Origin of the sequence: Blautia sp. HCP3S3_H10_2, from assembly GCF_052122375.1 — a bacterium.
Lineage (GTDB): Bacteria > Bacillota > Clostridia > Lachnospirales > Lachnospiraceae > Blautia_A.
The window spans coordinates 319,987-346,933 of record NZ_JBQKCL010000001.1; the positions used below are offsets into that span (position 1 = coordinate 319,987).

Sequence of the window (26,947 nt, forward strand, 5' to 3'; positions counted from 1 at the left end):
TCAGGAGGGCTTTTAGGAAATGCAGAAGAATTGGTGGAAAGAAAGTGTTGTATATCAGATTTATCCCAAAAGCTTCAATGACAGCAATGGGGATGGAATTGGTGATATCAGAGGAATCATAGAGAAACTGGACTATTTGAAAGAACTTGGCGTAAATGTTTTGTGGATTTCTCCTATGCTGGAATCCCCTCAGGATGACAATGGCTATGATATTTCTGACTATTGCAAAATCTATAAAGATTATGGAAGCATGGAGGATTACGAAGAATTGCTTTCAAAGGCTCATGCCCGCGGAATTAAAGTGTTGATGGATCTGGTGGTAAATCATACCTCAGATGAGCACCGGTGGTTCCAGGAAAGCAGAAAGTCCAAGGACAATCCATATCGCGATTATTACATCTGGAGAAATCCGGCAAATGGAAAAGAGCCAAACAACTGGGGCGGTGTGTTCGGTGGTTCGGCATGGGAGTATGACAATGAGACACAGATGTATTACCTGCATCTTTTTTCAAAAAAACAGCCTGACCTGAACTGGGAAAACGAGAAAGTGCGCCAGGAAGTTTATGATATGATGAAATTCTGGTGTGACAAGGGAATTGACGGATTCCGGATGGATGTGATCAGCATGATCTCAAAAGACCAGAGTTTTCCGGATGGAGAGGTAAGAGGCGGCTTGTATGGCGATTTCGGACCATATTGTGTGCATGGTCCAAGAATTCATGAATTTCTTCAGGAAATGAACCGTGAAGTTCTTTCCAAGTATGATATAATGACAGTCGGTGAAACTTCCGGTGTTACTATTGAAGAGGCACAGAAATACGCTGGAGAAAACAGGGGCGAGCTGAATATGGTATTTCAGTTTGAACATGTGGAGGATAGCGCCCAGCATGCGGAGTTTGGCAAATGGACCACAGCCCGATATGATTTTAAGGCATTTAAGAAGACTATGATTAAGTGGCAGGAAGAGCTTCAGGGAAAAGCCTGGAACAGCCTGTTCCTTGGAAACCATGACCAGCCAAGATGCGTTTCCAGATTTGGAAATGATAATCCGGCTTACAGAGAGAGTTCGGCGAAAATGCTGGCAACCTGCCTTCATATGATGCAGGGAACTCCTTACGTCTATCAGGGCGAAGAACTGGGAATGACAAATGCTTATTTTGATAAGCTGGAGGATTATAAGGATATTGAAAGTATTCAGTATTATACGGAGCTGACAGATGCCGGGCTTATGAGTCCTGATTATATGATGAAATGTCTCATGCTCAGAAGCCGTGACAATGCAAGAACACCGATGCAATGGAATGCTTCAGAAAATGCAGGCTTTACAGAAGGGAAGCCATGGATTAAAATAAATCCGAATTATAAGGAAATCAATGCTGCCAGCCAGCTGGAAGACCCGGATTCCATTTTTTACTATTATCAGAAGCTGATCGCACTTCGAAAAGAGCTGGATATTGTTGTATATGGTCAGTTTGAGCCGTTATATCGCGAGGATGACCGGATTTTTGCATATATGAGAAAACTGGACGAAGAAAGGCTTCTTACAGTGTGCAATTTCAGTGAGTATCCGGCTGAGTTTGAGGTTCCGACTGAATTCAAAGCTTCCCGGTGTCTGATTACAAACCTTGGGAGAAATGTATTTGAAGGGAAAATCGTGTTGAAGCCTTATGAAGCATTTGTGCTTTATAAATAGGAACATCGTAATATGATAGTATAAAAAACAGGTGCAAGGATGCATTCCGATAAGGAACATTTCAGGCACCTGGTTTTGATAAACAGATATAGAAATAGTTTTAGAAGCTGAATAAGTATAAAGAATGAAAGGGAAAAGGGACATGATAACAAAGTACAGATATGGCACTCCTTTTGACACAGAGGCATTAGTGGAAGAAATTTCCACCACAGAAGGCGATTTTCCATATGGAAAGATCTGCCTGGAAAATGGATTTGAGTTTACATACATAATGGATGAGGCTGATATTGTGTACGGCCTTGGTGAGGCAAACAGGGGAATCAATAAAAGAGGGTATTGCTACATCAGCGATTGTACCGATGATCCCAATCACACAGAGGATAAGCGTTCTTTGTATGGTGCGCATAATTTTATTGTTGTAGCAGGAAAGCACACATTTGGTCTGTTTTTTGATTATCCGGCAAAACTCGCCTTTGATATTGGTTATACCAGAATGGACGCCTTGAAGGTATCCTGCGAAAATGCAGATCTGGATGTGTATGTGATTGAAGGAGAATCTGCATATGACATTGTGAAACAGTTCCGTCATGTGATCGGCCGCAGCTATATTCCGCCGAAATTTGCTTTTGGATTTGGACAAAGCAGATGGGGCTACACCACAAAGGAAGATTTTCGCAAGGTTGCAGCAGGGTACCGTGAAAATCATATTCCCCTTGATATGATCTACATGGATATTGATTATATGGATTCCTACAAGGATTTTACCCTGAATCCAGAGAATTTCCCGGATTTTCCGGAATTTGTAAAAGAAATGAAAGACCAGGAACTTCGCCTGATTCCCATCATTGATGCTGGTGTAAAAGTGGAAAAAGGATATGAGGTTTACGAAGAAGGTGTGGAAAATAATTATTTCTGCAAGAGAGCGGATGGAAGCGATTTCGTGGCGGCAGTATGGCCGGGAGATACCCATTTTCCGGATGTGTTGAATAAAGATGCCAGAAAGTGGTTTGGAGATAAATACCGCTTCCTGATCGATCAGGGAATTGAAGGCTTCTGGAATGATATGAATGAGCCTGCCATTTTTTATTCCTCAGAAGGAATGGAAGAGGCGAAGAGGCTTGCCGGTGAATTTTCCCAGGACAAAGAAGGAAAGGTTCATATCTGGAAGATGCAGGGCGAGTTAAATGGTCTGGCAAATAACCCGGAAGATTACCGTAGATTTTACCATAATGTAAATGGCAAAAAGATCCGTCACGATAAAGTACACAATCTGTTTGGTTACAATATGACAAGGGCTGCCGGAGAAGCCTTTGACCGTACCTGTCCGGACAAGCGTTTTCTTATGTTCTCCAGATCCTCCTATATTGGAATGCACCGCTATGGTGGAATCTGGATGGGCGATAACAAATCCTGGTGGAGTCATATCCTTCTGAATCTGAAAATGCTGCCATCCTTAAATATGTGTGGATTTTTATATACAGGAGCAGACCTTGGGGGATTCGGGGCAGATGCAACCAGAGATCTGGTGCTTCGGCATATGGCACTTGGAGTATTTACCCCACTTATGAGAAATCATGCTGCGCTTGGAACGAGAGAACAGGAGTGCTACCAGTTTGAGAATATAGAAGATTTCCGTAGTGTAGTAGAAACAAGATACCGTCTGATTCCTTATCTGTACAGTGAATACATGAAAGCAGCTTTAAATGATGACATGTATTTCAAGCCGCTTGGTTTTGTGTATCCGGATGATAAAATGGCAGTGCGTGTGGAAGATCAGCTGATTCTTGGAAATGAAGTGATGATCGCACCTGTATATGAGCAGAATGCAAGAGGACGCTACGTCTATCTTCCGGAAGAAATGATATTTGTGAAATTCCTGCCAGATGGGCAGATTTCTGAAGAGATTCTGGAAAAAGGTGTTCATTATGTGGAAGTGGCTTTAAATGAAGTCCCCTTGTTTATCAGAGGTGGCAAATGTATTCCGATTGCAAATGCAGCAGAATGTGTAAAGGATATTGATACTTCTTCCCTTACACTTCTTGGTTATAAGGGCAGCAGCTATACCTTGTATGAGGATGACGGGATACATAAGGATTATGAGAAAAAAGAACATTACAGAAAATTGACAAAATAGCAGTGACTTTCCCTTACAAAATTTTAGGTGGCGAAGTTGGGAGATATTTGCCAGAGTATATGCTCCCATTAGGAGAAAGAGCGATGGCTTATAATGGATTTGAGTAGAATCCAACAGGCGGCAGGAGAGTATCCTGCCGCCTGTTGCACATTATATGAAATTACATGGTATTAATCCTGCTATTTACAGCATAGAAAATGGCTGGCTTTTTATTTAATGGCATCCAGTGCATTGGAAATATCTGCGATCAGATCCTCTTTATCCTCAAGTCCCAGGCTGATACGGATCAGCTCGGCAGGAACACCAGCCTCGATCAGCTGCTCGTCAGTCATCTGTCTGTGAGTGGAGGTAGCCGGGTTCAGGCAGCAGGTTCTTGCATCTGCTACATGGGTTTCAATTGCTCCAAGCTTTAAGTTCTGCATGAAGGTGGAAGCAGCAGCGCGTCCTCCCTTCAGACCGAAGGATACTACACCACATCCGCCGTTTGGAAGATACTTTTTCGCTCTTTCATAATATTTGTTAGAAGGAAGTCCGGAATAGTTTACATAAGCTACCTTCGGATGTTTTTCAAGGAATTCTGCTACAGCCTGTCCGTTCTCTACATGTTTTGGCATACGGACATGTAAGGACTCCAGCCCAAGGTTCAGGATAAAAGCACTGTTCGGGGACTGCATGGAACCGAAATCACGCATAAGCTGTGCGGTACATTTCGTGATGAAAGCTCCCTCTTTGCCGAATTTCTCTGCATAGGTGATTCCGTGATAGCTTTCATCTGGTGTGCAAAGTCCCGGATATCGGTCTTTGTGTGCCATCCAGTCGAATTTACCACCGTCAATAATAGCACCGCCAAGTGCAGCACCGTGTCCGTCCATGTATTTGGTTGTAGAGTGGGTGACAATGTCAGCACCCCATTCAATAGGACGACAGTTCACAGGTGTCGGGAACGTGTTATCTACTACAAGGGGAACACCGTGTGCGTGAGCAACCTTTGCAAAAAGTTCAATATCCAGGACAGTCAGTGCCGGGTTGGCAATAGTCTCGCCGAACATAACCTTTGTGTTAGGTTTAAATGCTGCATTTAGTTCTTCTTCTGTTGCATCGGGGGAAACAAAGGTGGCTGTGATTCCCATTTTCGCCATGGTTACAGAAATCAGATTAAAGGTTCCGCCGTAAATGGAGGAAGAAGCCACAATGTGGTCTCCGCACTCACAGATATTAAACAGTGCCATGAAATTGGCAGCCTGTCCGGAAGAAGTAAGCATAGCTGCCGTACCGCCCTCCATGGCAGCAAGCTTGGCTGCTACATGATCACAGGTAGGGTTCTGAAGACGGGAATAGAAATAACCATCTGCTTCCAGGTCGAAAAGCTTTCCCATATCCTCGCTGGTATCGTATTTAAAAGTTGTTGACTGAATGATCGGAATCTGCCTTGGCTCCCCATTTCCTGGCTTATATCCTGCCTGGACACATTTTGTCCCCATTTTGTAATCGTTCATTATGTACCTCCTCATCTGGTAAAATAAGCTCTATGTGTCCGAAAGGCTCACACAGAGCTATCATATGAAGATATAGTATCATTTTTCAAAAGAATTTGCAATTTCTAATATATTTAAAAATTGATGAATGCCTGTCAGGCATTTTGAAGAATGTAAAATAAGTATTAGACACAATTAAAAGTAATCTATAATATGAAAGATATTGAGAGATACTTGTTATTATATAAAAAAGAATTATTAGGGAAAAATATCTGGGAAAGGCAATCAGAAACAATATTGCGCGGGATAAGGTTGTGATCGCTTCCAAGGTTTATTTTAACGAAGGCCGCCTTTCAAGAAATGCTATCAGGCGGGAAATTGACGGTTCCCTGAAACGCCTTCAGACAGATTATCTGGATCTGTATATCATTCACCGCTTCGATTACGAAACCCCAATAGAAGAAACCATGGAAGCGCTCCATGATCTTGTAAAGGTTGGAAAAGTCCGTGCAATCGGAGCTTCTGCAATGTATGGCTATCAGTTCTATAATATGCAGCAGACTGCGAAAGAGCATGGCTGGACACAGTTCTCTACTATGGAAAATCATTATAACCTGCTGTATCGTGAGGATGAACGGGAGCTGATCCCGATCTGTAAACAGATGAATGTATCCCTTATGCCATACAGTCCACTGGCCGCAGGACACCTGGCACGTCAGTCCTGGAAATCGGACAGTCTTCGTGGAAAAACAGACCGTGTAGCCATGGGAAAATATGACCGGATGGAGGAAGCTGACATGCAGATCGTAAAGCGCGTCCACCAGCTGGCCGAAAAGTACCAGTGTAAAATGTCACAGATCGCGATTGCATGGCACTGGGCAAAAGGGGTGTCAGCACCGATCATCGGAGCAACGAAAGCTGCCTATCTGGATGATGGAGCAGAAGCACTGAAAATTAAGCTTACAGAAGAAGATGTTGCATTTCTGGAAGAACTGTATGTGCCTCATCCAATTGTGGGGGCGATCAATAAAAATCCGGAACAGGGTGTTGTGTTGCTGGATGAGAAGAAATAAAAAGTCCTGTCACGGTTCTTCCTTATTTGCACGTGAGACATCTTCGATAATAGTAGTGTTTACATCATCTTCATACAACCGCATCTGTACCTGCATAGGCGTTGGATCATCGGTAAGCTTCATTCTTCCGAAATGATTGAAGAAGAACAGAACTCCAAATCCGATTCCAATGGAATAGGAAATTTCCAGAGCTGTAAATCCATCCGTTTTAAGCCCTGTGACCTGGGTGTAGATCTGTTCAAAGAGAGCGGGGACATCTACGTCATTGTTGAATGTCATAATAGAAAATCCGGCACCGAAAAAGGTGGCAAGGCAGACAAAGAAAACCTTACACCACCTTATAACAATATTGATAGTGCCCTCTTTTTGATAGGTAAGGATAAAAGTTGGCTCTCCAATGTGTGTAATGTCAAGCTCAGGCTCTCTTGGCTGGATATCATTGATAAGATCCATAACAGAAATGACATACCGTCCTGGCTTATCAGGTTTTAGGTTTGCTACGGGCAGGACCCTGAGCCGGTTTAAAATTTTAGAATTGCTGCAGGAAAGCTTGGCAATATCCTGGAGATATACGTGGGGGTGATGAACCTCCACGTTTTTTTCGGTCTGAATGTAAAGCGTATCACTCATAAAAGGTTACCTCATTTATTATTGCTATATTGAATGGTCTGTTTTCTATTCTTTCATTTTTGGTTTAAATACCCAGCTTGCCAGATAAGAAAAGATCAGTGCGGCAGAAACTCCGGCTGCGCAGGCTGTAAATCCTCCTGTAAAAAGTCCGATGAAGCCATCTGTGTCGATGGCTTCTTTTAATCCTTTCCAGAGGGTATTTCCAAATCCAAGAAGTGGTACAGAAGCTCCTGCACCTGCGAAGTCGATCAGTGGCTGGTAAATGCCCACAGCTCCAAGAATAGAGCCGGTACATACCAGAAGAACCATGACACGGCCTGGCATAAGCTTTGTTTTGTCAAGTAAGATCTGGACCAGGGCACAGATCAGGCCTCCTACCCAGAATGCGTTGAAATAATCCATTGTAAAATCTCCTTGTATAAGATATCTTGTAATTATTCAGTAGGCAGTATTCCGCGAGGCGTTTTGGCATGAATATGCCAAAATCCCGAGACATACAAGCCAAAATGCCATCACAGCAGGTGATTTGGAATGCATTTTGGCTCGTAACTGTGAAGGTACTGAACAGTTACGATATCTTGAAAAACAGTGTGTAAAGAACGGTTTATTGTGTCTGAAAAATAAGGATGCCTGTATGAGGAAAGAAAATCAGCTGGGTATCGGGGTATGCTCAAGCACTACTGCATGGGCAATTCCTGGAATGGAATCCCCTTCATTAAAGCTTGTTTTGGAAAGCAGTGCGCCTGTAGGAACAAAAAGAATCCGATTCCACGTACCTTTTGCCAGTTCAGGAAGAATATAGGCTGTCAGAACAGAAGCACTGCATCCGCATCCGCTTCCTCCGGAATGGGTATCCTGGGTTTCTCCATCGAAAATTAAGAGCCCACAGTCCTGATAAATGGACTCGATGTCATATCCTTTTTCTGCAAGCAGATCCAGCAGAATCCTTTTCCCTACTGCCCCCAGATCTCCGGTGAAAATAGCATCATAATCATTAGGGGTTCTGTTAAAATCGCAGAAATTCTGGTAAATAGTGTCGCAGGCAGCAGGTGCCATGCATCCGCCCATATTCAAAGAGTCTTTAAGTCCATAGTCAACCAGCTTTCCAGTAGTAAGTCCCGTAATCTGTACACAGCCATCAGATACAAGAAGTGGCTCTGTTTTCTGGAAAATTTCCTGTGTGGGCGGTGTACCGGAAAGAACACAGGCCCCGCTTCCGGTCACTGTCCAGGTGGCAGAGAGTGGGCGCTGGTTTCCATACGCCAGTGGAAAACGAAATTCTTTTTCGGCACTGGCAAAGTGACTGGAAGTAGCACAAAGGATATGCTCTCCATATCCGGCAGCAATGGACATGGCTCCAAGGGAAAGGGATTCTCCCATAGTGGAGCATGCTCCAAAAAGTCCGTAAAAAGGGATGCCCATGCCTGCGATTCCAAAAGAGGAAGCGGTTGTCTGTGCCAGCAGGTCTCCTGCAAAAGTCATGCGGATATCGCCAGTGGTAAGTCCGGCTTTTCCAAGAGCCAGAGAGGCTGCTTCTTTTTGCATGGTACTTTCTGCTGCTTCCCAGGTATCTTCACCAAACATGGGATCCTCACAGATGAGGTCAAATTTATCTCCAAGAGGGCCTTCGCCTTCTTTTTTTCCAACCACAGAAGCACAGCTTGTGATATAAACCGGATTCTGGAAAAGCATACTGGCAGAGCCGGTAAGTCTGGCTGGTGTCTGTTTATTCATGAAATCACCCCCATTATTTTTAAAAGATAGTAAATCACTCCGGCGGCCCAGGAACTCATAATTCCATATAAGATGACCGGACCTGCAATGGTGAAAATCTTACATCCGATTCCAAAAACCTGTCCCTCTGCTTTATATTCAATAGCAGGCGCGGCTACGGAGTTGGCAAACCCGGTGATTGGAACCAGGCTGCCAGCGCCCCCGAATTTTCCGATCTTTGGATAAATATTAAATCCGGTGAGAAGGACACTGATCAGAACCAAAGTGACGGAGCACCAGGTTCCAGCCATATCCTGATCCAGCCCCTGGGCTTTTGCAAAATTTGTTATAATCTGTCCAAGAACGCAGATAAGACCACCTGTGAGAAAGGCCTTTGCCATATTCAAGGGAAGGCTGTGTGTGGGGGTGATGTTTTTTACGTAATTGGCGTATTTCTTCTGTTGTTCTTGCTGCTTCTGGTTATTCATAAGAACCTCCTTTTGTACAAATGATGCGTATGTGGATATAAAACACGCTGACGGAAACAGAGAAAGCGGTAGTTTTTAATTGCGGACAATGGAAGCAGGAACCTCTTGGCAGTTAGTATGTGAAAAAATATGTAAAATATACTTCCTTTTTCGGCTGACTTATAATATTATGATAGCATTGTTATGATATCAGGATCAAACAGAAGAAAAGAGGTAGCTTATGGAAAAGTATTTTATAGGTAAGGGTGCGCAGCTTCTTACGGAAGATTCAGAAGAAAAAGCCAGAATTTACAAGCTGGAGCTGCTTCAGCCTGAATTTGGACATATGCCCTGTATGAAAGGAAAGGCGTTTACTTTTATACTGGCAGAAGAAGGAGAAATGCAGTGCCAGGTAAATCAGGAAAAGGTGGATATGGAGGCTGGGGAGGCATTGTTTATCAATGCAGGACAATCCTATCGTCTGAACAGAAGTGAGACAGAGAGATGTACGATTTACATAATTGAGATCGCAGAGGAATATCTTTTTGCAGGAGATGAATGCCTTAGGGACAAATATATCACTCCGGTTGCACAGGCAGAGGCGTTTCCTTATTGTAGATTTATGCCATCAGCGGAAGAAGATACAGATGAGGACATTCTTCTCCAGGCTCTTCTGGCAGCAGCGCAGACTGCTGAGGGAAGAGATATGGCTTATGAGCTGGATATGAAGAGCTGGATGTTTACTGCCTGGGGAAGCCTTTACAAGAAGTTTGTACAGCTTGCACCAGAGTGTAAGAACGCAGTACTCCGGGAACGGGCGAAACTGAACCGCATGACCGGATATCTGTCAGAGCATTGCAATGAGAAGCTGACGCTTGCCGGTATGGCAGAAGCATGCCAGGTAAGTACCGGGGATTTTTGCCGTTTCTTTAAGAAGCATATGGAAATGACACCATTTGAATATCTTCAGAAGTGCAGAATCTGGAACAGTATGGATGCAGTTCTTAATAAAACTGCATCTATGGGAGAGATTGCCATGGCAAATGGTTTTGCAGGAGCTAGTTATTTTTCCGAAACGTTCCGTAAAGAAATGGGGTGTTCTCCGGCTGATTACAGAAAATGGTACCGTGGTCTGGAAAGTGAGTGCCCGGTGCTTGCTGTGAAAAATGAGGAAGAAGATGGACCTCAGACTGGTGAAAAGGGAAAAACATCCAAAACGGGCAAAAACGTTCCTTCCTATTTATTATGATAAAACTGGGTGAAAGCTGTGGATGCACCATGTCTGGAATCTGCGTCTAAAGGACGATTGGGGAAATCTGTATGCCTGGCTTTGCAGGAAATGTTGCTCTCGTTTAGTTTAGCATACTTTGCATGAATTCATGGAAACCAGCGCTTAAAGAAATAATAAAGAGATCCCAGTGTTTTTCCCAGTGCGACCGCGATCACAGCCAGCCGGATTCCATTGGTCAGCTTGATCCGCCTGGAAAAAATGGGAAAAACGTCTGCCATTTCTGCCAGCGCCATGATCCAGCCGCCCAGGAAAATGCCGGAGAAAAGCCCATAAAGTATCAGGAAAAAAGTATTGCCTGGAATATGCCATCCATAAAGAAAAAACAGATTACCACACATAATGCCAAGAAAGGTAATATCTTCATATAATAATATGTGTTTTCCTGTATGGGTGACACCAGCGTAGCGTGGGACAATGGAAAGGCCGATGAGCAGGCCGACTACACCACCTGCGATGATGATTCCGGAGCAGAAGCCGATTATGGATAGGAAAATTTGCTGCAGCATAAATGAAAACTCCTTTCACTTTCAGAAGTAGATCTGAACTATTATTCAGTATGGAAAGAATGTTGGAAAATATACGTTTTTCCTGTACAATTTTGCAGTTGGATAGTATAATAAAAAGATGCGGCAATGGCAAAGATAAGATTGCTGCAGATGTTATTTTATGTAGAAAGATAGAGGATGTAAATCTGTGAATGTAAATATAAAACAACGTTTCCAGGAAATCCTGGGAAATGACCGGGTTCTGGAAAATGAGCCTATGAGTAAGCACACTACATTCCGGATCGGTGGACCGGCCGATTTATTTATAATGCCTGAGACCATCGGTGAAATAGCGCAGGTGATAGCGGTTTGTAAAGAAGAGAAAGTTCCTTATTTCATTCTTGGAAATGGAAGTAATCTTCTTGTAAGTGACAAAGGCTACCAGGGTGTTGTTGTGCAGTTGTACCGCAGCTTTGGAAAGATCACACTGGAGAAAAATGAGATCCACGCCCAGGCTGGCGCACTGTTATCTGGAATCGCTGCAGCTGCGCGTGAGGCATCACTGACAGGCTTCGAATTTGCCGGAGGCATCCCGGGAACCTTAGGCGGTGCGGTTGTGATGAATGCAGGCGCCTATGGCGGGGAGATGAAGGATGTGATCAAAGAGGTTACAGTGCTGACTCCGGAAGAAGAGATTATCACTTTGCAGTCCGACGAACTCCAGATGGGGTATCGCACCAGTATTATCAAGAAATCCGGATATATTGTTCTGGAAGCTGTTATTTCCCTTCAGAAAGGAAATCAGGAAGAAATCAGGAGCCGTATGCAGGAGCTGGCAGGTATGAGAAGCAGCAAACAGCCGCTTTCTTATCCAAGTGCCGGAAGCACCTTCAAAAGACCCGAAGGCTATTTCGCCGGCAAGCTGATCATGGACAGCGGACTTCGCGGGTATCAGGTAGGCGGGGCCCAGGTTTCAGAGAAACACTGCGGCTTTGTTATTAATGCAGGAAATGCGACGGCTGAAGATGTGACAACTCTTATGAAAGACGTTCAGCGGATCGTTAAGGAGAAATTTGGCGTGATGCTTGAACCGGAAGTGCAATTTCTTGGTGAGTTTTGAACAGGAGATAAATTATGCGATTTGTAATAGTTACAGGCGTTTCAGGTGCTGGCAAATCTACAGTGCTGAAAATGCTGGAGGATGCACACTATTTCTGTGTGGATAATCTTCCCATTCCGTTAGTTGAGAAATTTGCATCCCTGATGCTGGAAGTGCATGAAGAGGGGGTCCAGAATGCAGCACTTGGTATTGATGCCAGAAGTGGACGCTCTCTGGAAGAGCTTGCCAAGGTTCTGGACCATATGAAGGAAGCTGGCTATGACTTTGAAATCCTTTTTATGGATGCTGAGGATTCAGTGCTGGTGAAGCGCTATAAAGAGACAAGACGAAGCCATCCTCTGGCAAACAATGGCAGGGTTGATGACGGAATCCGGCTGGAACGTGAGAAAATGGATTTCCTTCGCAAAAGAGCAGATTATATTATTGATACCAGTCATTTGCTTACAAGGGAACTTCGCCAGGAGATTGAGAAGATTTTTGTAAACGATGAAAAATTCTGTAATATGATGGTCACGGTATTGTCTTTCGGATTTAAATATGGGATTCCGGCAGATGCAGACCTGGTATTTGATGTGCGTTTTCTTCCAAACCCATATTATGAGGATGATCTGAGGCCGCTTACGGGGATGGATGAAAGTGTCTTCAATTATGTAATGGATAATGAAACTGCCAGGATTTTTGCAAATAAACTGGAGGATATGATCGAATTTCTGATTCCCAAATATTCCCAGGAGGGCAAAACAAGCCTTGTCATCGCCATTGGATGCACCGGTGGTAAACACCGCTCTGTTACCATTGCCAGAGAGCTGTACAGCCGCATTGCCAGAAATGGTGAATATGGGTTCCGGCTTGAACACAGGGATGTGGATAAGGACCGGTTACTGAAGAAATAGAAAGAGGAGATCAGGAAATGTCTTTTTCAGGGATGGTGAAAGAAGAACTTTCCAGGCATATAGGTTCCGGAAGACATTGCAAGATTGCGGAACTGGCTGCAATCTTCACTTTTTGTGGCAGCCTGGACACTGGAATAAAAGGGGAAAAATCCCTTCATATCCAGACAGAAAATGAGGCACTTTCAAGAAAAAGCTTTACATTATTGCAAAAAACATTTAATATAGAGACAGATGTATCAAATTCCCGGATAGACTGTTTCAGGAGGGGGAATCTTTATTGTATTTCCATAACAGACCTTGATCTGATAAAGGAAATATTAGATTCTGCCAAGCTGGAATTTTCGGGGATAAGCGGAGGAATGCCTCTCGTATCCAATTCCATTGTGTATCAGCGGGATTGCTGCAAAAGGGCGTTTGTACGCGGTGCTTTTCTCTCGGCAGGATCTATCAGCGATCCCCAGAAGGGGTATCATTTCGAAATCGTGTGTCCAAGCCAGGAGATAGGCGGGCAGTTGCAGGAGATCATCCGTAGCTTTCATATAGATGCCAAGATTGTATTACGGAAGAAGTCATATGTGCTTTATGTGAAAGAGGGTGCGCAGATTGTGGATATGCTGGCCATTATGGAAGCGAACGTTGCCCTGATGGATCTGGAGAATATCCGTATTCTGAAGGAAATGCGTAATTCTGTGAACCGGAAGGTTAACTGTGAGACTGCAAATATAAATAAGACGGTTAATGCAGCAGTGAAACAGATCAATGATATCAGACTTCTTGAAGAAAAAGTGGGTCTGGAGAGTCTGAATGAAGGACTGGAGGAGATCGCCAGATTACGGCTGCAGTATCCGGAAGCAACACTTAAAGAATTAGGATTGATGTTGAACCCACAGGTGGGCAAGTCCGGAGTAAATCACCGGCTTCGTAAATTGAGCCTGCTCGCGGATGACCTGAGGGAAAACAAGGAGGAATTATTATGATTAAAAAGCCAATCACCATTCACCTGTCCACAGGACTTGAAGCCAGACCCGTTGCACAGTTAGTACAGGTGGCAAGTCAGTTTAACAGTGAGATCTATGTAGAAGTAGGCAAGAAGAAAGTAAATGCCAAGAGTATCATGGGTATGATGACACTGGGGCTGGATGCTGGTGAGGAGATTACACTTTCAGCTAATGGTGAAGATGAAGAAGCTGCCATGAGCAGTATTGAACAGTATTTGAGCAACCAGTAAAGGCTGCCATAAAAAGTGAGGATGGTTACCAATGTCTAAATTTTTGAAATTTATAGTACATTTCGTTGTAATATGCACCATACTTTGTGTGATTGCATTGGCAGTACCTCCGTTCTTCGGGGTGACTACCGAAATAAGAGATGACTCCACAGTCAAGTCAAATCTTGCCATGGGATCTGTTACATATGCAATTCCGGTTAAAACAGAAGAAGCAGCTCTGGGTACACCGATCCTTGTAAATGATGAGAATGACGCAGTATACCGTTACACTCTTGCAAGTGCAGATGTGGCAAACGGCACAGGAACTGCCATGGATCCTACTGTTTCCCAGGGACAGCCGATCAATGTAGCGATTGGAAGCTACCTTCCTAAGATTGTAGTGACAATTCCGTTCATTGGTTATCTGATGGCTGCCACCAAGAGCATTGAAGGACTGATCGTTCTGGGACTTAGCGTTTTGTTCCTGATCATTCTTTATGTGATCGCAGAGCTTTGGAAAAGAGATCCTGATGACTATGATGATGACTATCCGGAAGATACAGAGCCTGGATATGTGAAGAGCCGCAAGGAACTTAAAAGAGAAGAAAAACGCAAAGAACGTGAGTACCGTGATGAAGAGCGCGAGATTAAGGCACAGGGCAAGCGTAACAAGAAAGAGAAGCGTAAGATCCGTACAGGCGGTTTTGTAGATGAGATCGATGAGGATGATTTTGATACAGAAGAGGAAGAGCGTCCACAGAGAACTGTACAGAGTGCTACAAGTGAGGCACATGAGCTTCTGAAGAAAGAGGTTGCCGCAGCTACAGCCCAGACACGTAAGCCGGCTAAGAAATCTGCTAAGCCAGCAGCCCAGGCTAAGAAAGCTGCCCCGAAGAAAAAGGCAGAACCGGAGATCATGGAAGATGAGGATGAACCAGTAGAAATCAAGAAACTGGCAATACCGAGATATTCACCGGCACAGCTTGCTGCGAAAGCAAAGAAAGAGGGAGATGCTCCTGATATTGTAAAGGATGAGATCACTAAGGTTACCTTATTTGATTATTCTGATATCTTTGCTGACGAAGAAGAGGATGATGATGAATATTACGATGATGAAGATTGATTCTTCATTATAATAAGAAAGAAGAGGCATCGGCTGATGTCTCTTTTTCTTATTATAAGTGCCTGGATTTATTCTGAGATAAATTTCAATCTAAAAGGAACCTTGAAATATGAAACATCGTTCACTGAAATTATACAAAAATTGTATTTAAAATAATACAATAAAACATCGAAAATTTTTGAAAAAAATACTTGCAATTTGCAGAACGTTTGTGTATAATCATATCTGCTGTGACATGATAGCGATGAAGCGTGAGGTTGCTGCCCAGCCAGGCAGGTTTTCCGTGGAGCGAATGTCAAGTTAGGAAACTGACGACAAGTCACTGTACAAGTTCAATAGCCATCTAGGGATGGGACGTGTGAGATAAGAGTTCGAGACAAGAAGATGTTTTAGGACACACACGGAGATGTGTACAGTCGCCGCTTGTCGTACTGATAGTGAGTACGAATAGGAGGAGACTTTTTTTATGGCAAATCAGGTAATGAGAATCACATTAAAAGCTTACGATCATCAGTTAGTAGATGCATCTGCTGCAAAGATCATCGATACTGTTAAGAAAAACGGTGCAACAGTTAGCGGACCGGTTCCGCTTCCAACTAAGAAGGAAGTTGTTACAATCTTAAGAGCTGTTCACAAATACAAAGATTCCAGAGAGCAGTTCGAGCAGAGAACACATAAGAGACTGATTGATATCATTGCTCCGACCCAGAAGACAGTTGATGCACTGTCCAGACTGGAAATGCCTGCTGGTGTTCATATCGACATCAAGATGAAGGCAAAATAATTAATCTTGTAAATGCATAAGCATTTAGCTATTTATTATATGATTACCCGCAAGGGCAATCCGCTATAGGAGGAAGAAAGATGAAGAAAGCTATTTTAGCTACCAAAGTCGGAATGACTCAGATCTTCAACGAAGATGGAATGTTAATTCCGGTAACCGTTTTACAGGCTGGTCCATGTGTCGTAACTCAGGTTAAAACAGAAGAGAACGACGGATACACAGCAGTTCAGGTTGGCTTCGGCGACATCAGAGAGAAACTGGTGAACAAACCGGAAACAGGCCACTTTGCAAAAGCAGGCGTTGCAGTTAAGAGATTCGTTAAAGAATTCCGTTTCGAGAACGCTGCTGAATATGAAGTAGGACAGGAAATTAAAGCTGATATCTTCGCAGCTGGAGATCACATCGATGCAACAGCTGTTTCCAAAGGTAAAGGCTTCCAGGGCGCAATCAAGAGACATGGACAGTCCAGAGGACCTATGGCTCACGGTTCCAAATATCATCGTCATGCAGGTTCCAACGGTGCTTGTTCTGATCCGAGCAAGGTATTCAAAGGAAAACACATGCCAGGTCATATGGGAAGCGAGCAGGTTACTGTTCAGAATCTTGAGATCGTACGCGTAGATACAGAGAATAACTTACTGTTAGTTAAAGGTGCTGTTCCAGGACCTAAGAAATCCTTGGTTACAATCAAAGAGACAGTAAAGTCCTTATAATAAGAAAGGAGGAGCACACAAATGGCAAACGTAACTGTTTATAATATGGAAGGCAATGAAGTTGGAACAATGGAGCTGAACGATGCAGTGTTTGGTGTAGAGATTAACGAGCATCTTGTTCATCTCGCAGTTGTTCGCCAGCTTGCAAATAAACGCCAGGGTACTCAGAAAGCGAAAACTCGCTCTGAAGTAAGCGGTGGCGGAAGAAAACCTTGGAGACAGAAAGGAACCGGTCATGCAAGACAGGGATCCATCCGTGCTGCACAGTGGACAGGCGGCGGTGTTGTTTTCGCACCAACTCCAAGAGATTATGATGTAAAAATGAACAAGAAAGAAAGAAGAGCAGCTCTTAAATCCGCTCTGACTTCCAAAGTTCAGGACAATAAATTCGTAGTTGTTGATAGCCTTGCACTTGCTGAAGCTAAGACAAAAGAAATGCAGAAGGTTCTTACAAACCTGAAAGCAGAAAAAGCTCTTATCGTAACAGCACAGGAAGACAAGAATGTAATCCTTTCTGCAAGAAATATCGAGAACGTACAGACTGTAGCTGCTAACGGCATCAACGTATATGATGTTATGAGCCACGGTACTGTAGTAGTAACTAAAGACGCTGTAGCATCCATCGAGGAGGTATACGCATAATGGCAGATATTAAATATTACGACGTGATCAAAAGACCAGTGATCACTGAAAAATCCATGGCTGCTATGGGTGAGAAGAAATATACTTTCCTTGTTCATCCGGAAGCAAACAAAGCTCAGATCAAAGAAGCTGTTGAGAAAATGTTCGAAGGAACAAAAGTTAAGAGCGTAAATACCATGAACCTTGATGGTAAGAAAAAACGCCGTGGAATGGTAGTTGGAAAAACTGCTAAATCCAAAAAAGCTATCGTAGCCCTTACAGAGGACAGCAAAGACATCGAGATCTTCGAAGGTCTTTAATTGATAGCATTGCGATACGTACGAGTGCACCTCGGAAGTTTTGCTTCCTCGGTCGCGTTGCACGCTTTCAAGTCTTCATAAGAATCCGGTCTTACATGCAAGCATGACGACCTGCTTCTTCTGAATCCTTGGCACTCTGAATATCGCGGATATACGCATTCAAAAGCGTGAGAACAAATTTGAAAGGAGAAAAGAAATGGGAATCAAAAGTTATAACCCATATACCCCGTCTAGAAGACATATGACTGGTTCCGACTTCTCTGAGATCACTAAGACAACTCCAGAGAAATCCCTTACCGTGTCTTTAAAGAAAAACGCTGGACGTAATAACCAGGGTAAGATCACTGTAAGACATCAGGGAGGCGGAAGCCGTAGAAAATATAGAATCATCGACTTCAAGAGAAGAAAAGATGGAATCCCGGCAGTAGTTAAATCTGTTGAGTACGATCCAAACAGAACAGCAAATATCGCACTTATCTGCTATGCAGATGGCGAGAAAGCATACATTCTTGCTCCAGAAGGACTTAAAGTTGGACAGAAAGTTATGAACGGACCGGAAGCTGAAATCCGTGTAGGTAACTGCTTACCGTTAGAGCTTATCCCGGTTGGTACTATGGTTCATAACATTGAGCTTCACCCAGGAAAGGGCGGACAGATGGTTCGTTCCGCTGGTAACGGCGCTCAGCTTATGGCTAAAGAAGGCAAATACGCTACACTTCGTCTCCCATCTGGTGAGATGAGAATGGTTCCGATCATCTGCCGTGCTACAGTTGGTATCATCGGAAACGGCGATCACAACCTGATCAACATCGGTAAAGCTGGTCGTAAGCGTCACATGGGAATCAGACCTACAGTTCGTGGTTCTGTCATGAACCCGAATGACCATCCACATGGTGGTGGAGAGGGCCGCGCTCCGGTTGGACGTCCAGGTCCGTGTACACCTTGGGGCAAACCTGCTCTTGGTCTGAAGACAAGAAAGAAAAACAAAGCGTCCAACAAGCTCATCGTAAGAAGACGCGATGGAAAAGCTTTAAGCAAATAATAAGGAGGATTAAGAATGTCTCGTTCACTGAAAAAAGGACCTTTTGCAGATCAGAGCTTACTTAAAAAAGTAGATGCATTAAACGCTGCAAATGATAAATCCGTAATCAAAACCTGGTCACGCCGTTCCACAATCTTCCCGTCTTTTGTTGGACATACAATCGCTGTCCATGACGGAAGAAAACATGTGCCGGTATATATCACTGAGGATATGGTTGGTCACAAACTTGGTGAGTTTGTTGCTACCAGAACCTACAGAGGACACGGAAAAGACGAAAAGAAATCCGGTGTTCGCTAGTTAGAACTTTACACCAGACTGCCTGATCCGCTATAAGCGGTCAGACAGGACAGGGTGTTTACCTGAATATTGAATATGACGAAAGGAGGCACTTTAAAATGGCAAAAGGACATAGAAGCCAGATTAAGAGAGCCAGAAATGAGAATAATAGAGAGACAAGACCGTCTGCAAAATTATCTTATGCAAGAATTTCTGTTCAGAAAGCCTGCTACGTTTTAGATGCAATTCGTGGCAAAGATGTGCAGACAGCACTTGGTATCCTGACATATAACCCAAGATACGCTTCCAGCGTAATCAAAAAGTTACTGGAATCAGCCATTGCAAATGCTGAGAACAATAACGGAATGAACGCAGACAATCTCGTCGTTGCAGCCTGCTATGCAAATAAAGGACCTACAATGAAGAGAATCCAGCCAAGAGCAAAGGGTAGTGCTTACAGAATCGAGAAGAGAACAAGCCATATCACCATCGTGCTGGATGAGAAATAAGGAGGATAATCATGGGACAGAAAGTTAACCCACATGGCCTTAGAGTCGGTGTTATCAAGGATTGGGATTCAAGATGGTATGCAGAGAGCGATTTCGCAGACTATCTGGTAGAGGATTACAACATCAGAACATTCCTTAAAAAGAAATTATACAGCGCAGGTGTTTCCAAGATCGAGATCGAGAGAGCATCTGACAGAGTAAAAGTTATCATTTACACAGCAAAACCTGGTATCGTAATCGGTAAAGGTGGCGCTGAGATCGAGAAAGTTAAAGCTGAACTTGCTAAATATACAGACAAGAAGCTTATCGTTGATATCAAAGAAGTTAAGAGACCAGACAGAGACGCTCAGCTTGTTGCAGAGAACATCGCTCTTCAGCTGGAGAACCGTATCTCCTTCAGACGTGCTATGAAATCTACAATGCAGCGTACAATGAAATCCGGTGCTAAGGGAATCAAAACATCCGTATCCGGACGTCTTGGCGGAGCTGATATGGCTCGTACAGAGTTCTACAGCGATGGAACTATTCCGCTTCAGACACTTCGTGCAGACATCGATTATGGTTTCGCAGAAGCAGACACCACATATGGCAAAGTTGGTGTAAAGGCATGGATCTACAATGGTGAGATTCTTCCAACTAAAGGAACTAAGGAAGGGAGCGATAAATAATGTTAATGCCAAAAAGAGTTAAACGTCGTAAACAATTCCGTGGCTCCATGAGAGGAAAAGCCCTTAGAGGTAATCAGATCAATTATGGTGAATTCGGTCTTGTTGCTACCGAGCCTTGCTGGATCAGATCTAATCAGATCGAGGCAGCCCGTGTTGCTATGACCCGTTATATCAAACGTGGTGGTAAGGTTTGGATCAAGATTTTCCCAGATAAACCAGTAACAGCAAAACCAGCAGAAACTCGTATGGGTTCCGGAAAAGGTGCCCTGGAATACTGGGTAGCAGTTGTTAAACCAGGACGTGTTATGTTTGAGATCGCAGGCGTTTCCGAAGAAATCGCTCGTGAAGCATTACGTCTTGCAATGCACAAGTTACCATGTAAATGTAAAATAGTTTCTCGTGCAGAGTTAGAAGGCGGTGATAACAGTGAAAATTAATAAATTCGTAGAAGATTTACAGGCAAAATCAGCTGCAGAATTAAACGAAGAATTAGTAGCTGCTAAGAAAGAACTTTTCAATCTGAGATTTCAGAATGCAACCAATCAGTTAGACAATACAGGACGAATCAAAGAGGTTCGTAGAAATATTGCCAGAATCCAGACAGTGATCACTGCGAAAGCTAACGCTTCCAAATAGTGAATTTAGGAGGAAATAATCGTGGAAAGAAATCTGAGAAAAACCCGTGTGGGTAAGGTTGTCAGCAATAAGATGGATAAGACCATTGTAGTTGCAATTGAAGACCATGTAAAACATCCTCTTTACAAGAAAATCGTGAAGAGAACATATAAATTAAAAGCTCATGACGAAAACAATGAGTGCAACATCGGTGATACCGTTAAGGTTATGGAGACCAGACCGCTGTCCAAGGACAAGAGATGGAGACTGGTTGAAGTTGTAGAGAAAGTGAAATAAGGAGGATAACCAGTATGATTCAGCAGGAAACAAGACTGAAAGTTGCCGACAACACTGGTGCAAAAGAAATCCTTTGTATCCGTGTTATGGGTGGCTCTACAAGAAGATATGCAAACATCGGCGATACAATCGTTGCTACTGTTAAAGATGCAACACCAGGCGGCGTTGTTAAAAAAGGTGACGTAGTAAAGGCTGTTGTAGTTAGATCCAAAAAAGGCGCTCGTCGTAAAGACGGATCCTATATCCGTTTCGATGAAAATGCTGCCGTAATCATTAAAGACGACTTAACTCCGAGAGGAACACGTATCTTTGGACCAGTTGCCAGAGAGCTTCGTGAGAAGAAATTCATGAAGATCGTTTCCTTAGCTCCGGAAGTATTATAGGAGGGTGCCTAATGTCAGCTATGAAGATTAAAAAAGGTGATACTGTTACAGTAATCGCTGGTAAAGATAAAGGCAAAGAAGGCAAAGTCCTTGCCATCAATGTAAAAGACAATACCGTATTAGTAGAGAACGTTAATATGGTTACAAAACACACCAAACCATCAGCTGCAAACCAGAATGGTGGAATCATCACAAAAGAAGCTCCGCTTCACATCTCCAATGTAATGCTTATGGTAGATGGAAAAGCTACAAGAGTTGGCTTTAAGATGGATGGTGACAAAAAAGTCCGTGTTGCTAAAGCAACAGGTAAGGTTATCGATTAATTGAGAGAGGAGGCAGACATAAGTGAGTAGATTAAAAGAACTTTACACTAATGAGATCATGGATGCCATGACCAAGAAATTCGGATATAAAAACGTTATGGAAGTGCCAAAACTCGACAAGATCGTAATTAACATGGGTGTTGGTGAGGCCAAAGAGAACGCTAAGCTTCTTGATGCTGCAATCGCAGATATGGAGCTGATCACAGGACAGAAAGCAATCGCTACAAAAGCGAAAAAATCTGTCGCTAACTTCAAAATCAGAGAGGGAATGCCGATCGGATGTAAAGTAACATTAAGAGGCGAGAAGATGTATGAGTTCGCTGATCGTCTGATCAACCTGGCACTTCCACGTGTACGTGACTTCCGTGGCGTTAATCCTAACGCATTCGATGGAAGAGGAAACTACGCTCTTGGTATCAAAGAGCAGCTTATCTTCCCAGAAGTTGAGTACGATAAAGTTGACAAAGTAAGAGGTATGGACATTATCTTCGTTACAACAGCAAACACTGATGAGGAAGCTCGTGAGTTACTGAAGCTGTTCAACATGCCTTTTGCGAAATAAGATGAGGAACATTCCAAAGTTGACCGCCGGCAAACAGCCGGGGTCAGCAGATCTGATATAGGAGGAACGATTCATGGCTAAGACAGCAATGAAAATCAAACAGCAGCGTCCTGCTAAATTCTCTACCAGAGAATACAGCCGTTGCAGAATTTGTGGACGTCCACATGCATATTTAAGAAAATACGGAATCTGCAGAATCTGCTTCCGTGAGTTAGCTTACAAAGGACAGATCCCGGGAGTTAAGAAAGCTTCCTGGTAGACCGAGGCCGAAAGCAACTTAATGAGTGCAAGCCGCAAGGCGCCGCACGAATTTAGTGCGAGGTCCATCCCGAGCCTTAGTGAATGCAAGCCGTCAGGCGCAGCATGAACTTAGCTGAGGGATGCAGTTACACATGGTAACACGTAAATCATTCAAATATACACTATGACATGTAAAGTCTGAATATGAGGAGGAAACTAACATGACAATGAGCGATCCAATCGCAGATATGCTTACAAGAATTCGTAATGCAAACACTGCAAAACATGACACTGTAGATGTTCCGGCATCTAAAATGAAAATTGCAATTGCTAACATCCTTGTTGATGAAGGATACATTGCAAAATACGATTTAGTTGAAGATGGTGTTGCTAAAAACATCCATATCACACTGAAATATGGCGAAGACAAAAACGAGAAGATCATCACAGGTTTAAAGAGAATTTCCAAACCAGGTCTTCGTGTTTATGCTGGTAAGGACGAGCTTCCAAAGGTTCTTGGAGGACTTGGAATCGCAATCCTTTCCACTAATAAAGGTGTTATCACTGACAAAGAAGCTCGTAAACTTCAGGTAGGTGGCGAGGTTCTGGCTTTCGTTTGGTAGGCTGAAAGCAACTTAATGAGTGCAAGCCGTAAGGCGCAGTACGAATTTAGTGCGAAGCCCATCCCGAACCTTAGTGAATGCAAGCCCCTGGGCGCAGCATGAACTTAGTTGAGGGATGTGTTACACGGCCAGAAAAGTAAAGAAACTGAAAACAGAGAGGTTCCAGTAACCTCTCCGATAATCTAAGTAAGGAGGACACATAGTATGTCACGTATCGGTAGACTTCCGGTTGCTATTCCGGCAGGAGTTGAAGTATCTGTTGCAGAAGGAAATGTAGTAACCGTAAAAGGACCAAAAGGAACACTTGAAAGAGCGCTTCCAACAGAAATGGAAATCAAAGTTGAAGATGGTCATGTAGTTGTTGCAAGACCAAACGACTTAAAGAAAATGAAATCCCTTCACGGCTTAACCAGAAGCCTTATCCACAACATGGTTGTTGGTGTAAGCGAGGGTTATACAAAGACTCTTGAGGTTAACGGTGTTGGTTACAGAGCAGCTAAACAGGGCAAGAAGCTTACTTTAAACCTTGGATATTCTCACCCGGTAGAAATGGAAGATCCGGAAGGTATTGAGACAAAAGTTGACGGTAACAAGATTATCGTTTCCGGTATCAGCAAGGAAAAAGTTGGCCAGTTTGCGGCTGAGATCAGAGATAAGAGAAGACCTGAGCCATACAAGGGCAAGGGAATCAAATATGATACTGAGGTTATCAGACGTAAAGTTGGTAAGACTGGTAAGAAATAATTAAGGAGAGTGAGAAAATGGTTAATAAAGCATCTAGAGCGGAAATTCGCGAGAAAAAGCATAGAAGATTACGTCATCATTTAAATGGCACTGCAACTACTCCGCGTCTTGCAGTATTTCGTTCCAATAAACATATGTATGCACAGATTATCGATGACACCGTTGGAAAGACTTTAGTATCTGCTTCTACTCTTCAGAAAGATGTAAAAGCACAGCTTGAGAACACCGACGATGTTGCAGCAGCAGCATATCTTGGCACTGTAATCGGTAAGAAGGCAGTGGAAGCCGGCATCGAGGAAGTTGTATTTGACAGAGGTGGATACATTTACCACGGTAAAGTAAAAGCACTGGCAGACGCAGCAAGAGAAGCTGGACTGAAATTCTAATAAGGAGGAGCGAAACACATGAAACGTAATCTTATTGATGCTAGTCAGTTAGAGTTAGAAGATAAAGTAGTATCAATCAAGCGTGTTACCAAGGTTGTTAAAGGTGGTCGTAACTTCCGTTTCACAGCTTTAGTTGTTGTAGGTGACGGCAATGGACACGTTGGTGCAGGACTTGGAAAGGCAGCCGAAATTCCGGAAGCTATCCGCAAAGGAAAAGAGGATGCTATTAAGAAATTAGTAACCGTAGCAAGAGATGAGAATGGTTCCATTACACATGACTTCGTAGGTTCTTACGGAAGCGCTTCCATGCTTCTTAAGAGAGCTCCGGAAGGTACTGGAGTTATCGCCGGCGGTCCGGCTCGTGCCGTTATCGAGTTAGCTGGTATCAAAAACATCCGTACAAAATGTATGGGATCCAGAAATAAGCAGAATGTTGTTCTTGCAACCATCGAAGGCTTAAGACAGTTAAAAACTCCGGAAGAAGTTGCAAAACTTCGTGGAAAATCTGTTGATGAGATTCTGGCTTAAGGAGGAATATTAAAATGGCAAATACATTAAAAGTTACTTTAGTAAAATCTCCGATTGGCGCAGTTCCGAAGCACAAACTTACTGTTAAGGCAATGGGTCTTACCAAAATGCACAAAACAGTTGAAATGCCAGACAATGCGGCAACAAGAGGAATGATTCAGCAGGTACAGCACCTGGTAAAAGTAGAAGAAGCATAATTACAAAAAGGAGGTGCCATAATGGAATTATCAAACTTAAGACCAGCAGAGGGTTCTAAGCACAGCGATAACTTCAGAAGAGGCCGTGGACATGGTTCAGGAAACGGCAAAACAGCCGGTAAAGGCCATAAAGGACAGTTAGCACGTTCCGGACACAAGAAACCGGGATTTGAAGGTGGACAGATGCCTTTATACAGACGTCTGCCTAAGAGAGGATTTACAAACAGAAATTCTAAAGAGATCATTGCAATCAATGTTGATGTTCTGAACCGTTTCGAAGATGGTGCAGAAGTAACAGTTGAGAGCTTACTTGCAAGCAGCGCAATTTCCAAAGCTGGTGACGGCGTTAAGATCCTTGGAAACGGCGAGCTTACCAAGAAACTTACAGTAAAAGTAAACGCTGTAAGTGAGACTGCAAAGTCTAAAATTGAAGCTGCAGGTGGTACAGTAGAGCTGATCTAATAGAGGTGATCAAATGTTTGAAACTCTCAAGAACGTTTTCAGAGTGAAAGAGATGAGACGTAAGCTCCTCTATGTATTATGGATGATTCTTGTCATCCGTGTTGGATCACAGCTTCCTGTTCCGGGAGTAGACAGCGATTTCTTTAAAGAGTGGTTTGCAAAAAACACTGGTGACGCATTCAATTTCTTTGATGCGTTCACCGGTGGCTCATTTACTCAGATGTCAATCTTTGCATTGAACATCACGCCATACATTACATCCTCCATTATCATGCAGCTTCTTACAATTGCCATTCCGGCACTGGAAGAGATGCAGAGAGATGGAGAAGAAGGCAGAAAGAAAATTACTGCCATTACCCGTTATGTAACTGTTGGTCTTGCGTTGTTTGAGTCTGTGGCAATGGCAATCGGTTTCGGTCGCCAGGGTCTGATCCCGAACATGAACTTCTTCAAAGGCTTAACTGTAGTTGCTTGTCTTACAGCTGGTTCTGCCATGCTGATGTGGATTGGTGAGCGTATTACAGAGAAGGGTGTTGGAAATGGTATTTCCATCGTCCTGACTGTTAATATCGTTTCCAGAATCCCAAGTGACTTATCACTGCTTTATGAGAACTTCATCAAGGGAAAAACAATTGCAAAAGGACTGCTTGCAGGACTTATTATTCTTGCAATCATCGTTGTTATGGTCGTATTCGTACTGATCCTCAATGGTGCTGAGAGAAGAATTCCTGTTCAGTATTCCAGAAAAATGGTCGGCAGAAAACTGATGGGTGGTCAGACTACCAACATCCCGCTGAAAGTTAATACTGCTGGTGTTATCCCGGTTATCTTTGCTTCCTCAATCATGTCCTTCCCGGGTGTGATCGCACAGCTTGCAGGTAAAGCAAACGGAACTGGTATCGGTAGCGAGATTATTCGTGGATTATCTTCCAATAACTGGTGTAATCCGAATCAGCTTCAGTATACATGGGGACTGCTTCTGTATGTTGTACTTTGCGTATTCTTCGCATATTTCTACACTTCCATTACATTCAATCCACTGGAAGTTGCAGACAACATCAAAAAGCAGGGTGGTTTCATTCCTGGCATCCGTCCAGGTAAACCAACGTCAGACTATTTGACTAAAATCTTAAATTATATTATATTTATAGGTGCAGTAGGCCTGATCATCGTTGCGGTCATTCCGTTCTTCTTCAATGGAGTATTCGGAGCAAACGTATCTTTCGGTGGTACTTCCATCATCATTATTGTTGGAGTTATCCTGGAGACTGTGAAACAGATCGAATCACAGATGCTTGTCCGCAATTACAAAGGCTTCCTGAACAACTAAAAGAATAAAGGTTGTGGTGC

At 43.3% G+C, this 26,947-nt stretch carries 36 protein-coding genes and 1 pseudogene; 31 read left to right on the forward strand and 6 right to left on the reverse strand.

Going from position 1 to position 26,947, the window contains the following annotated elements; genetic code table 11:
* Positions 1-19: 19 nt before the first annotated feature.
* Both ACTQWB_RS01440 and ACTQWB_RS01445 read left to right on the forward strand, forming a co-directional pair.
* Entirely contained in the window at positions 20-1,693 is a 1,674-nt protein-coding gene (locus ACTQWB_RS01440) for a glycoside hydrolase family 13 protein (RefSeq protein WP_441500016.1), read from the forward strand.
* 142 nt (positions 1,694-1,835) lie between these two features.
* Entirely contained in the window at positions 1,836-3,827 is a 1,992-nt protein-coding gene (locus ACTQWB_RS01445) for a TIM-barrel domain-containing protein (protein WP_441500017.1), read from the forward strand.
* 209 nt (positions 3,828-4,036) lie between these two features.
* On the opposite strand, the gene ACTQWB_RS01450 is transcribed toward ACTQWB_RS01445, so the two are convergent.
* Positions 4,037-5,323, reverse strand: coding sequence for an O-acetylhomoserine aminocarboxypropyltransferase/cysteine synthase family protein (locus tag ACTQWB_RS01450; RefSeq protein ID WP_441500018.1), 1,287 nt, complete (start codon positions 5,321-5,323; stop codon positions 4,037-4,039).
* 242 nt (positions 5,324-5,565) lie between these two features.
* Here ACTQWB_RS01450 and ACTQWB_RS01455 point away from each other — a divergent pair.
* A pseudogene (locus tag ACTQWB_RS01455) lies at positions 5,566-6,375 on the forward strand (aldo/keto reductase); the annotation flags it as partial.
* A gap of 9 nt (positions 6,376-6,384) precedes the next feature.
* Here ACTQWB_RS01455 and ACTQWB_RS01460 read toward each other — a convergent pair.
* The 4 genes from ACTQWB_RS01460 to ACTQWB_RS01475 all read right to left on the reverse strand — a co-directional run bounded on the left by ACTQWB_RS01460 (position 6,385) and on the right by ACTQWB_RS01475 (position 9,206).
* A complete protein-coding gene (locus tag ACTQWB_RS01460; RefSeq protein ID WP_441500019.1) occupies positions 6,385-7,005 on the reverse strand; it encodes a stage V sporulation protein AA in 621 nt (206 codons plus the stop codon).
* 45 nt (positions 7,006-7,050) lie between these two features.
* Positions 7,051-7,407: a stage V sporulation protein AE gene (gene spoVAE / locus ACTQWB_RS01465; RefSeq protein ID WP_441500020.1), complete on the reverse strand. Its 357-nt coding sequence runs from the start codon at positions 7,405-7,407 to the stop codon at positions 7,051-7,053.
* Positions 7,408-7,653: 246 nt separating this feature from the next.
* On the reverse strand, positions 7,654-8,739 hold the full coding sequence (locus ACTQWB_RS01470; protein WP_441500021.1) for a stage V sporulation protein AD: 1,086 nt from the start codon (positions 8,737-8,739) through the stop codon (positions 7,654-7,656).
* On the reverse strand, positions 8,736-9,206 hold the full coding sequence (locus tag ACTQWB_RS01475) for a SpoVA/SpoVAEb family sporulation membrane protein (protein ID WP_441500022.1): 471 nt from the start codon (positions 9,204-9,206) through the stop codon (positions 8,736-8,738). The genes ACTQWB_RS01470 and ACTQWB_RS01475 overlap by 4 nt, the downstream gene beginning before the upstream one ends.
* A gap of 220 nt (positions 9,207-9,426) precedes the next feature.
* On the opposite strand from ACTQWB_RS01475, the gene ACTQWB_RS01480 reads away from it, so the two are divergent.
* Positions 9,427-10,434, forward strand: a complete 1,008-nt coding sequence (locus ACTQWB_RS01480) for a helix-turn-helix domain-containing protein (protein ID WP_441500023.1) — start codon at positions 9,427-9,429, stop codon at positions 10,432-10,434.
* Between the two features lie 128 nt (positions 10,435-10,562).
* Here ACTQWB_RS01480 and ACTQWB_RS01485 read toward each other — a convergent pair whose 3' ends face one another.
* Positions 10,563-10,982: a stage V sporulation protein AB gene (locus ACTQWB_RS01485; RefSeq protein ID WP_441500024.1), complete on the reverse strand. Its 420-nt coding sequence runs from the start codon at positions 10,980-10,982 to the stop codon at positions 10,563-10,565.
* A 187-nt stretch (positions 10,983-11,169) separates the two neighbouring features.
* On the opposite strand from ACTQWB_RS01485, the gene murB reads away from it, so the two are divergent.
* The 27 genes from murB (at position 11,170) to secY (ending at position 26,927) form a co-directional block, all read left to right on the forward strand.
* Complete coding sequence (gene murB / locus ACTQWB_RS01490; protein ID WP_441500025.1) at positions 11,170-12,081, forward strand: UDP-N-acetylmuramate dehydrogenase; 912 nt, start codon at positions 11,170-11,172, stop codon at positions 12,079-12,081.
* A gap of 14 nt (positions 12,082-12,095) precedes the next feature.
* Positions 12,096-12,974, forward strand: a complete 879-nt coding sequence (gene rapZ / locus ACTQWB_RS01495; protein ID WP_441500026.1) for an RNase adapter RapZ — start codon at positions 12,096-12,098, stop codon at positions 12,972-12,974.
* A gap of 17 nt (positions 12,975-12,991) precedes the next feature.
* Positions 12,992-13,951 carry a DNA-binding protein WhiA gene (gene whiA, locus ACTQWB_RS01500; protein ID WP_441500027.1) on the forward strand — a complete coding sequence of 320 codons (960 nt, stop codon included), beginning with the start codon at positions 12,992-12,994 and terminating at the stop codon, positions 13,949-13,951.
* On the forward strand, positions 13,948-14,202 hold the full coding sequence (locus ACTQWB_RS01505; protein ID WP_118581220.1) for an HPr family phosphocarrier protein: 255 nt from the start codon (positions 13,948-13,950) through the stop codon (positions 14,200-14,202). Before whiA ends, ACTQWB_RS01505 begins: the two co-directional genes overlap by 4 nt.
* A 31-nt stretch (positions 14,203-14,233) precedes the next feature.
* Positions 14,234-15,304, forward strand: a complete 1,071-nt coding sequence (locus tag ACTQWB_RS01510) for a hypothetical protein (RefSeq protein WP_441500028.1) — start codon at positions 14,234-14,236, stop codon at positions 15,302-15,304.
* Positions 15,305-15,770: 466 nt separating this feature from the next.
* Positions 15,771-16,088 (forward strand): 30S ribosomal protein S10, encoded by a 318-nt coding sequence (gene rpsJ, locus ACTQWB_RS01515; protein ID WP_117852518.1) that lies wholly within the window; start codon positions 15,771-15,773, stop codon positions 16,086-16,088.
* Positions 16,089-16,168: 80 nt separating this feature from the next.
* Positions 16,169-16,801, forward strand: a complete 633-nt coding sequence (gene rplC, locus ACTQWB_RS01520) for a 50S ribosomal protein L3 (protein ID WP_441500029.1) — start codon at positions 16,169-16,171, stop codon at positions 16,799-16,801.
* 21 nt (positions 16,802-16,822) lie between these two features.
* Complete coding sequence (gene rplD, locus ACTQWB_RS01525) at positions 16,823-17,443, forward strand: 50S ribosomal protein L4 (RefSeq protein ID WP_441500030.1); 621 nt, start codon at positions 16,823-16,825, stop codon at positions 17,441-17,443.
* A complete protein-coding gene (gene rplW / locus ACTQWB_RS01530) occupies positions 17,443-17,742 on the forward strand; it encodes a 50S ribosomal protein L23 (protein ID WP_441500031.1) in 300 nt (99 codons plus the stop codon). Before rplD ends, rplW begins: the two co-directional genes overlap by 1 nt.
* 196 nt (positions 17,743-17,938) lie before the next feature.
* Complete coding sequence (rplB, locus tag ACTQWB_RS01535) at positions 17,939-18,784, forward strand: 50S ribosomal protein L2 (RefSeq protein WP_441500032.1); 846 nt, start codon at positions 17,939-17,941, stop codon at positions 18,782-18,784.
* Between the two features lie 15 nt (positions 18,785-18,799).
* Positions 18,800-19,081 carry a 30S ribosomal protein S19 gene (rpsS, locus tag ACTQWB_RS01540; protein ID WP_015526921.1) on the forward strand — a complete coding sequence of 94 codons (282 nt, stop codon included), beginning with the start codon at positions 18,800-18,802 and terminating at the stop codon, positions 19,079-19,081.
* Positions 19,082-19,179: 98 nt separating this feature from the next.
* Positions 19,180-19,569 (forward strand): 50S ribosomal protein L22, encoded by a 390-nt coding sequence (rplV, locus tag ACTQWB_RS01545; protein WP_441500033.1) that lies wholly within the window; start codon positions 19,180-19,182, stop codon positions 19,567-19,569.
* Between the two features lie 11 nt (positions 19,570-19,580).
* A complete protein-coding gene (rpsC, locus tag ACTQWB_RS01550) occupies positions 19,581-20,237 on the forward strand; it encodes a 30S ribosomal protein S3 (RefSeq protein ID WP_117852529.1) in 657 nt (218 codons plus the stop codon).
* A complete protein-coding gene (gene rplP / locus ACTQWB_RS01555) occupies positions 20,237-20,674 on the forward strand; it encodes a 50S ribosomal protein L16 (protein ID WP_117852531.1) in 438 nt (145 codons plus the stop codon). The genes rpsC and rplP overlap by 1 nt, the downstream gene beginning before the upstream one ends.
* Positions 20,664-20,873 carry a 50S ribosomal protein L29 gene (rpmC, locus tag ACTQWB_RS01560; protein ID WP_118581208.1) on the forward strand — a complete coding sequence of 70 codons (210 nt, stop codon included), beginning with the start codon at positions 20,664-20,666 and terminating at the stop codon, positions 20,871-20,873. Before rplP ends, rpmC begins: the two co-directional genes overlap by 11 nt.
* A gap of 21 nt (positions 20,874-20,894) precedes the next feature.
* Positions 20,895-21,149 carry a 30S ribosomal protein S17 gene (rpsQ, locus tag ACTQWB_RS01565; RefSeq protein ID WP_072521747.1) on the forward strand — a complete coding sequence of 85 codons (255 nt, stop codon included), beginning with the start codon at positions 20,895-20,897 and terminating at the stop codon, positions 21,147-21,149.
* Positions 21,150-21,163: 14 nt separating this feature from the next.
* Positions 21,164-21,532 carry a 50S ribosomal protein L14 gene (rplN, locus tag ACTQWB_RS01570; protein WP_022067326.1) on the forward strand — a complete coding sequence of 123 codons (369 nt, stop codon included), beginning with the start codon at positions 21,164-21,166 and terminating at the stop codon, positions 21,530-21,532.
* 11 nt (positions 21,533-21,543) lie between these two features.
* A complete protein-coding gene (rplX, locus tag ACTQWB_RS01575; RefSeq protein WP_441500034.1) occupies positions 21,544-21,855 on the forward strand; it encodes a 50S ribosomal protein L24 in 312 nt (103 codons plus the stop codon).
* Positions 21,856-21,877: 22 nt separating this feature from the next.
* Entirely contained in the window at positions 21,878-22,417 is a 540-nt protein-coding gene (rplE, locus tag ACTQWB_RS01580; RefSeq protein WP_441500035.1) for a 50S ribosomal protein L5, read from the forward strand.
* 73 nt (positions 22,418-22,490) lie between these two features.
* Positions 22,491-22,676, forward strand: a complete 186-nt coding sequence (locus ACTQWB_RS01585; protein WP_117852543.1) for a type Z 30S ribosomal protein S14 — start codon at positions 22,491-22,493, stop codon at positions 22,674-22,676.
* A gap of 202 nt (positions 22,677-22,878) precedes the next feature.
* A complete protein-coding gene (gene rpsH / locus ACTQWB_RS01590) occupies positions 22,879-23,280 on the forward strand; it encodes a 30S ribosomal protein S8 (RefSeq protein WP_117852545.1) in 402 nt (133 codons plus the stop codon).
* Positions 23,281-23,484: 204 nt separating this feature from the next.
* Complete coding sequence (rplF, locus tag ACTQWB_RS01595; RefSeq protein WP_118581196.1) at positions 23,485-24,024, forward strand: 50S ribosomal protein L6; 540 nt, start codon at positions 23,485-23,487, stop codon at positions 24,022-24,024.
* A 17-nt stretch (positions 24,025-24,041) separates the two neighbouring features.
* Positions 24,042-24,410: a 50S ribosomal protein L18 gene (gene rplR, locus ACTQWB_RS01600; protein WP_118581193.1), complete on the forward strand. Its 369-nt coding sequence runs from the start codon at positions 24,042-24,044 to the stop codon at positions 24,408-24,410.
* A gap of 18 nt (positions 24,411-24,428) precedes the next feature.
* Positions 24,429-24,938, forward strand: coding sequence for a 30S ribosomal protein S5 (gene rpsE / locus ACTQWB_RS01605; RefSeq protein ID WP_117852552.1), 510 nt, complete (start codon positions 24,429-24,431; stop codon positions 24,936-24,938).
* Between the two features lie 14 nt (positions 24,939-24,952).
* Complete coding sequence (gene rpmD, locus ACTQWB_RS01610; protein WP_117852555.1) at positions 24,953-25,135, forward strand: 50S ribosomal protein L30; 183 nt, start codon at positions 24,953-24,955, stop codon at positions 25,133-25,135.
* A 21-nt stretch (positions 25,136-25,156) separates the two neighbouring features.
* A complete protein-coding gene (gene rplO, locus ACTQWB_RS01615) occupies positions 25,157-25,597 on the forward strand; it encodes a 50S ribosomal protein L15 (RefSeq protein WP_118581190.1) in 441 nt (146 codons plus the stop codon).
* 13 nt (positions 25,598-25,610) lie between these two features.
* Positions 25,611-26,927 (forward strand): preprotein translocase subunit SecY, encoded by a 1,317-nt coding sequence (gene secY, locus ACTQWB_RS01620; RefSeq protein ID WP_441500036.1) that lies wholly within the window; start codon positions 25,611-25,613, stop codon positions 26,925-26,927.
* The last annotated feature ends 20 nt before the right edge of the window (positions 26,928-26,947 follow it).

Excerpts from the sequence above, each read along its gene's own strand:
- ACTQWB_RS01480 (WP_441500023.1), top strand. The coding sequence starts at position 9,427 with ATGGAAAAGTATTTTATAGGTAAGGGTGCGCAGCTTCTTACGGAAGAT.
- ACTQWB_RS01475 (WP_441500022.1), bottom strand. The coding sequence starts at position 9,206 with ATGAATAACCAGAAGCAGCAAGAACAACAGAAGAAATACGCCAATTAC.
- rplF (WP_118581196.1), top strand. The coding sequence starts at position 23,485 with ATGTCACGTATCGGTAGACTTCCGGTTGCTATTCCGGCAGGAGTTGAA.
- rplB (WP_441500032.1), top strand. The coding sequence starts at position 17,939 with ATGGGAATCAAAAGTTATAACCCATATACCCCGTCTAGAAGACATATG.
- ACTQWB_RS01460 (WP_441500019.1), bottom strand. The coding sequence starts at position 7,005 with ATGAGTGATACGCTTTACATTCAGACCGAAAAAAACGTGGAGGTTCAT.
- ACTQWB_RS01585 (WP_117852543.1), top strand. The coding sequence starts at position 22,491 with ATGGCTAAGACAGCAATGAAAATCAAACAGCAGCGTCCTGCTAAATTC.
- rpmD (WP_117852555.1), top strand. The coding sequence starts at position 24,953 with ATGGCAAATACATTAAAAGTTACTTTAGTAAAATCTCCGATTGGCGCA.
- ACTQWB_RS01505 (WP_118581220.1), top strand. The coding sequence starts at position 13,948 with ATGATTAAAAAGCCAATCACCATTCACCTGTCCACAGGACTTGAAGCC.
- secY (WP_441500036.1), top strand. The coding sequence starts at position 25,611 with ATGTTTGAAACTCTCAAGAACGTTTTCAGAGTGAAAGAGATGAGACGT.
- rpsC (WP_117852529.1), top strand. The coding sequence starts at position 19,581 with ATGGGACAGAAAGTTAACCCACATGGCCTTAGAGTCGGTGTTATCAAG.
- rpsH (WP_117852545.1), top strand. The coding sequence starts at position 22,879 with ATGACAATGAGCGATCCAATCGCAGATATGCTTACAAGAATTCGTAAT.
- rpsS (WP_015526921.1), top strand. The coding sequence starts at position 18,800 with ATGTCTCGTTCACTGAAAAAAGGACCTTTTGCAGATCAGAGCTTACTT.
- rplX (WP_441500034.1), top strand. The coding sequence starts at position 21,544 with ATGTCAGCTATGAAGATTAAAAAAGGTGATACTGTTACAGTAATCGCT.
- ACTQWB_RS01445 (WP_441500017.1), top strand. The coding sequence starts at position 1,836 with ATGATAACAAAGTACAGATATGGCACTCCTTTTGACACAGAGGCATTA.
- spoVAE (WP_441500020.1), bottom strand. The coding sequence starts at position 7,407 with ATGGATTATTTCAACGCATTCTGGGTAGGAGGCCTGATCTGTGCCCTG.
- rplV (WP_441500033.1), top strand. The coding sequence starts at position 19,180 with ATGGCAAAAGGACATAGAAGCCAGATTAAGAGAGCCAGAAATGAGAAT.
- rplW (WP_441500031.1), top strand. The coding sequence starts at position 17,443 with ATGGCAGATATTAAATATTACGACGTGATCAAAAGACCAGTGATCACT.
- whiA (WP_441500027.1), top strand. The coding sequence starts at position 12,992 with ATGTCTTTTTCAGGGATGGTGAAAGAAGAACTTTCCAGGCATATAGGT.
- rapZ (WP_441500026.1), top strand. The coding sequence starts at position 12,096 with ATGCGATTTGTAATAGTTACAGGCGTTTCAGGTGCTGGCAAATCTACA.
- rplP (WP_117852531.1), top strand. The coding sequence starts at position 20,237 with ATGTTAATGCCAAAAAGAGTTAAACGTCGTAAACAATTCCGTGGCTCC.
- rplD (WP_441500030.1), top strand. The coding sequence starts at position 16,823 with ATGGCAAACGTAACTGTTTATAATATGGAAGGCAATGAAGTTGGAACA.
- rpsJ (WP_117852518.1), top strand. The coding sequence starts at position 15,771 with ATGGCAAATCAGGTAATGAGAATCACATTAAAAGCTTACGATCATCAG.
- rplR (WP_118581193.1), top strand. The coding sequence starts at position 24,042 with ATGGTTAATAAAGCATCTAGAGCGGAAATTCGCGAGAAAAAGCATAGA.
- ACTQWB_RS01440 (WP_441500016.1), top strand. The coding sequence starts at position 20 with ATGCAGAAGAATTGGTGGAAAGAAAGTGTTGTATATCAGATTTATCCC.
- ACTQWB_RS01510 (WP_441500028.1), top strand. The coding sequence starts at position 14,234 with ATGTCTAAATTTTTGAAATTTATAGTACATTTCGTTGTAATATGCACC.
- ACTQWB_RS01485 (WP_441500024.1), bottom strand. The coding sequence starts at position 10,982 with ATGCTGCAGCAAATTTTCCTATCCATAATCGGCTTCTGCTCCGGAATC.
- ACTQWB_RS01470 (WP_441500021.1), bottom strand. The coding sequence starts at position 8,739 with ATGAATAAACAGACACCAGCCAGACTTACCGGCTCTGCCAGTATGCTT.
- rpsE (WP_117852552.1), top strand. The coding sequence starts at position 24,429 with ATGAAACGTAATCTTATTGATGCTAGTCAGTTAGAGTTAGAAGATAAA.
- rplN (WP_022067326.1), top strand. The coding sequence starts at position 21,164 with ATGATTCAGCAGGAAACAAGACTGAAAGTTGCCGACAACACTGGTGCA.
- ACTQWB_RS01450 (WP_441500018.1), bottom strand. The coding sequence starts at position 5,323 with ATGAACGATTACAAAATGGGGACAAAATGTGTCCAGGCAGGATATAAG.
- rplC (WP_441500029.1), top strand. The coding sequence starts at position 16,169 with ATGAAGAAAGCTATTTTAGCTACCAAAGTCGGAATGACTCAGATCTTC.
- rplO (WP_118581190.1), top strand. The coding sequence starts at position 25,157 with ATGGAATTATCAAACTTAAGACCAGCAGAGGGTTCTAAGCACAGCGAT.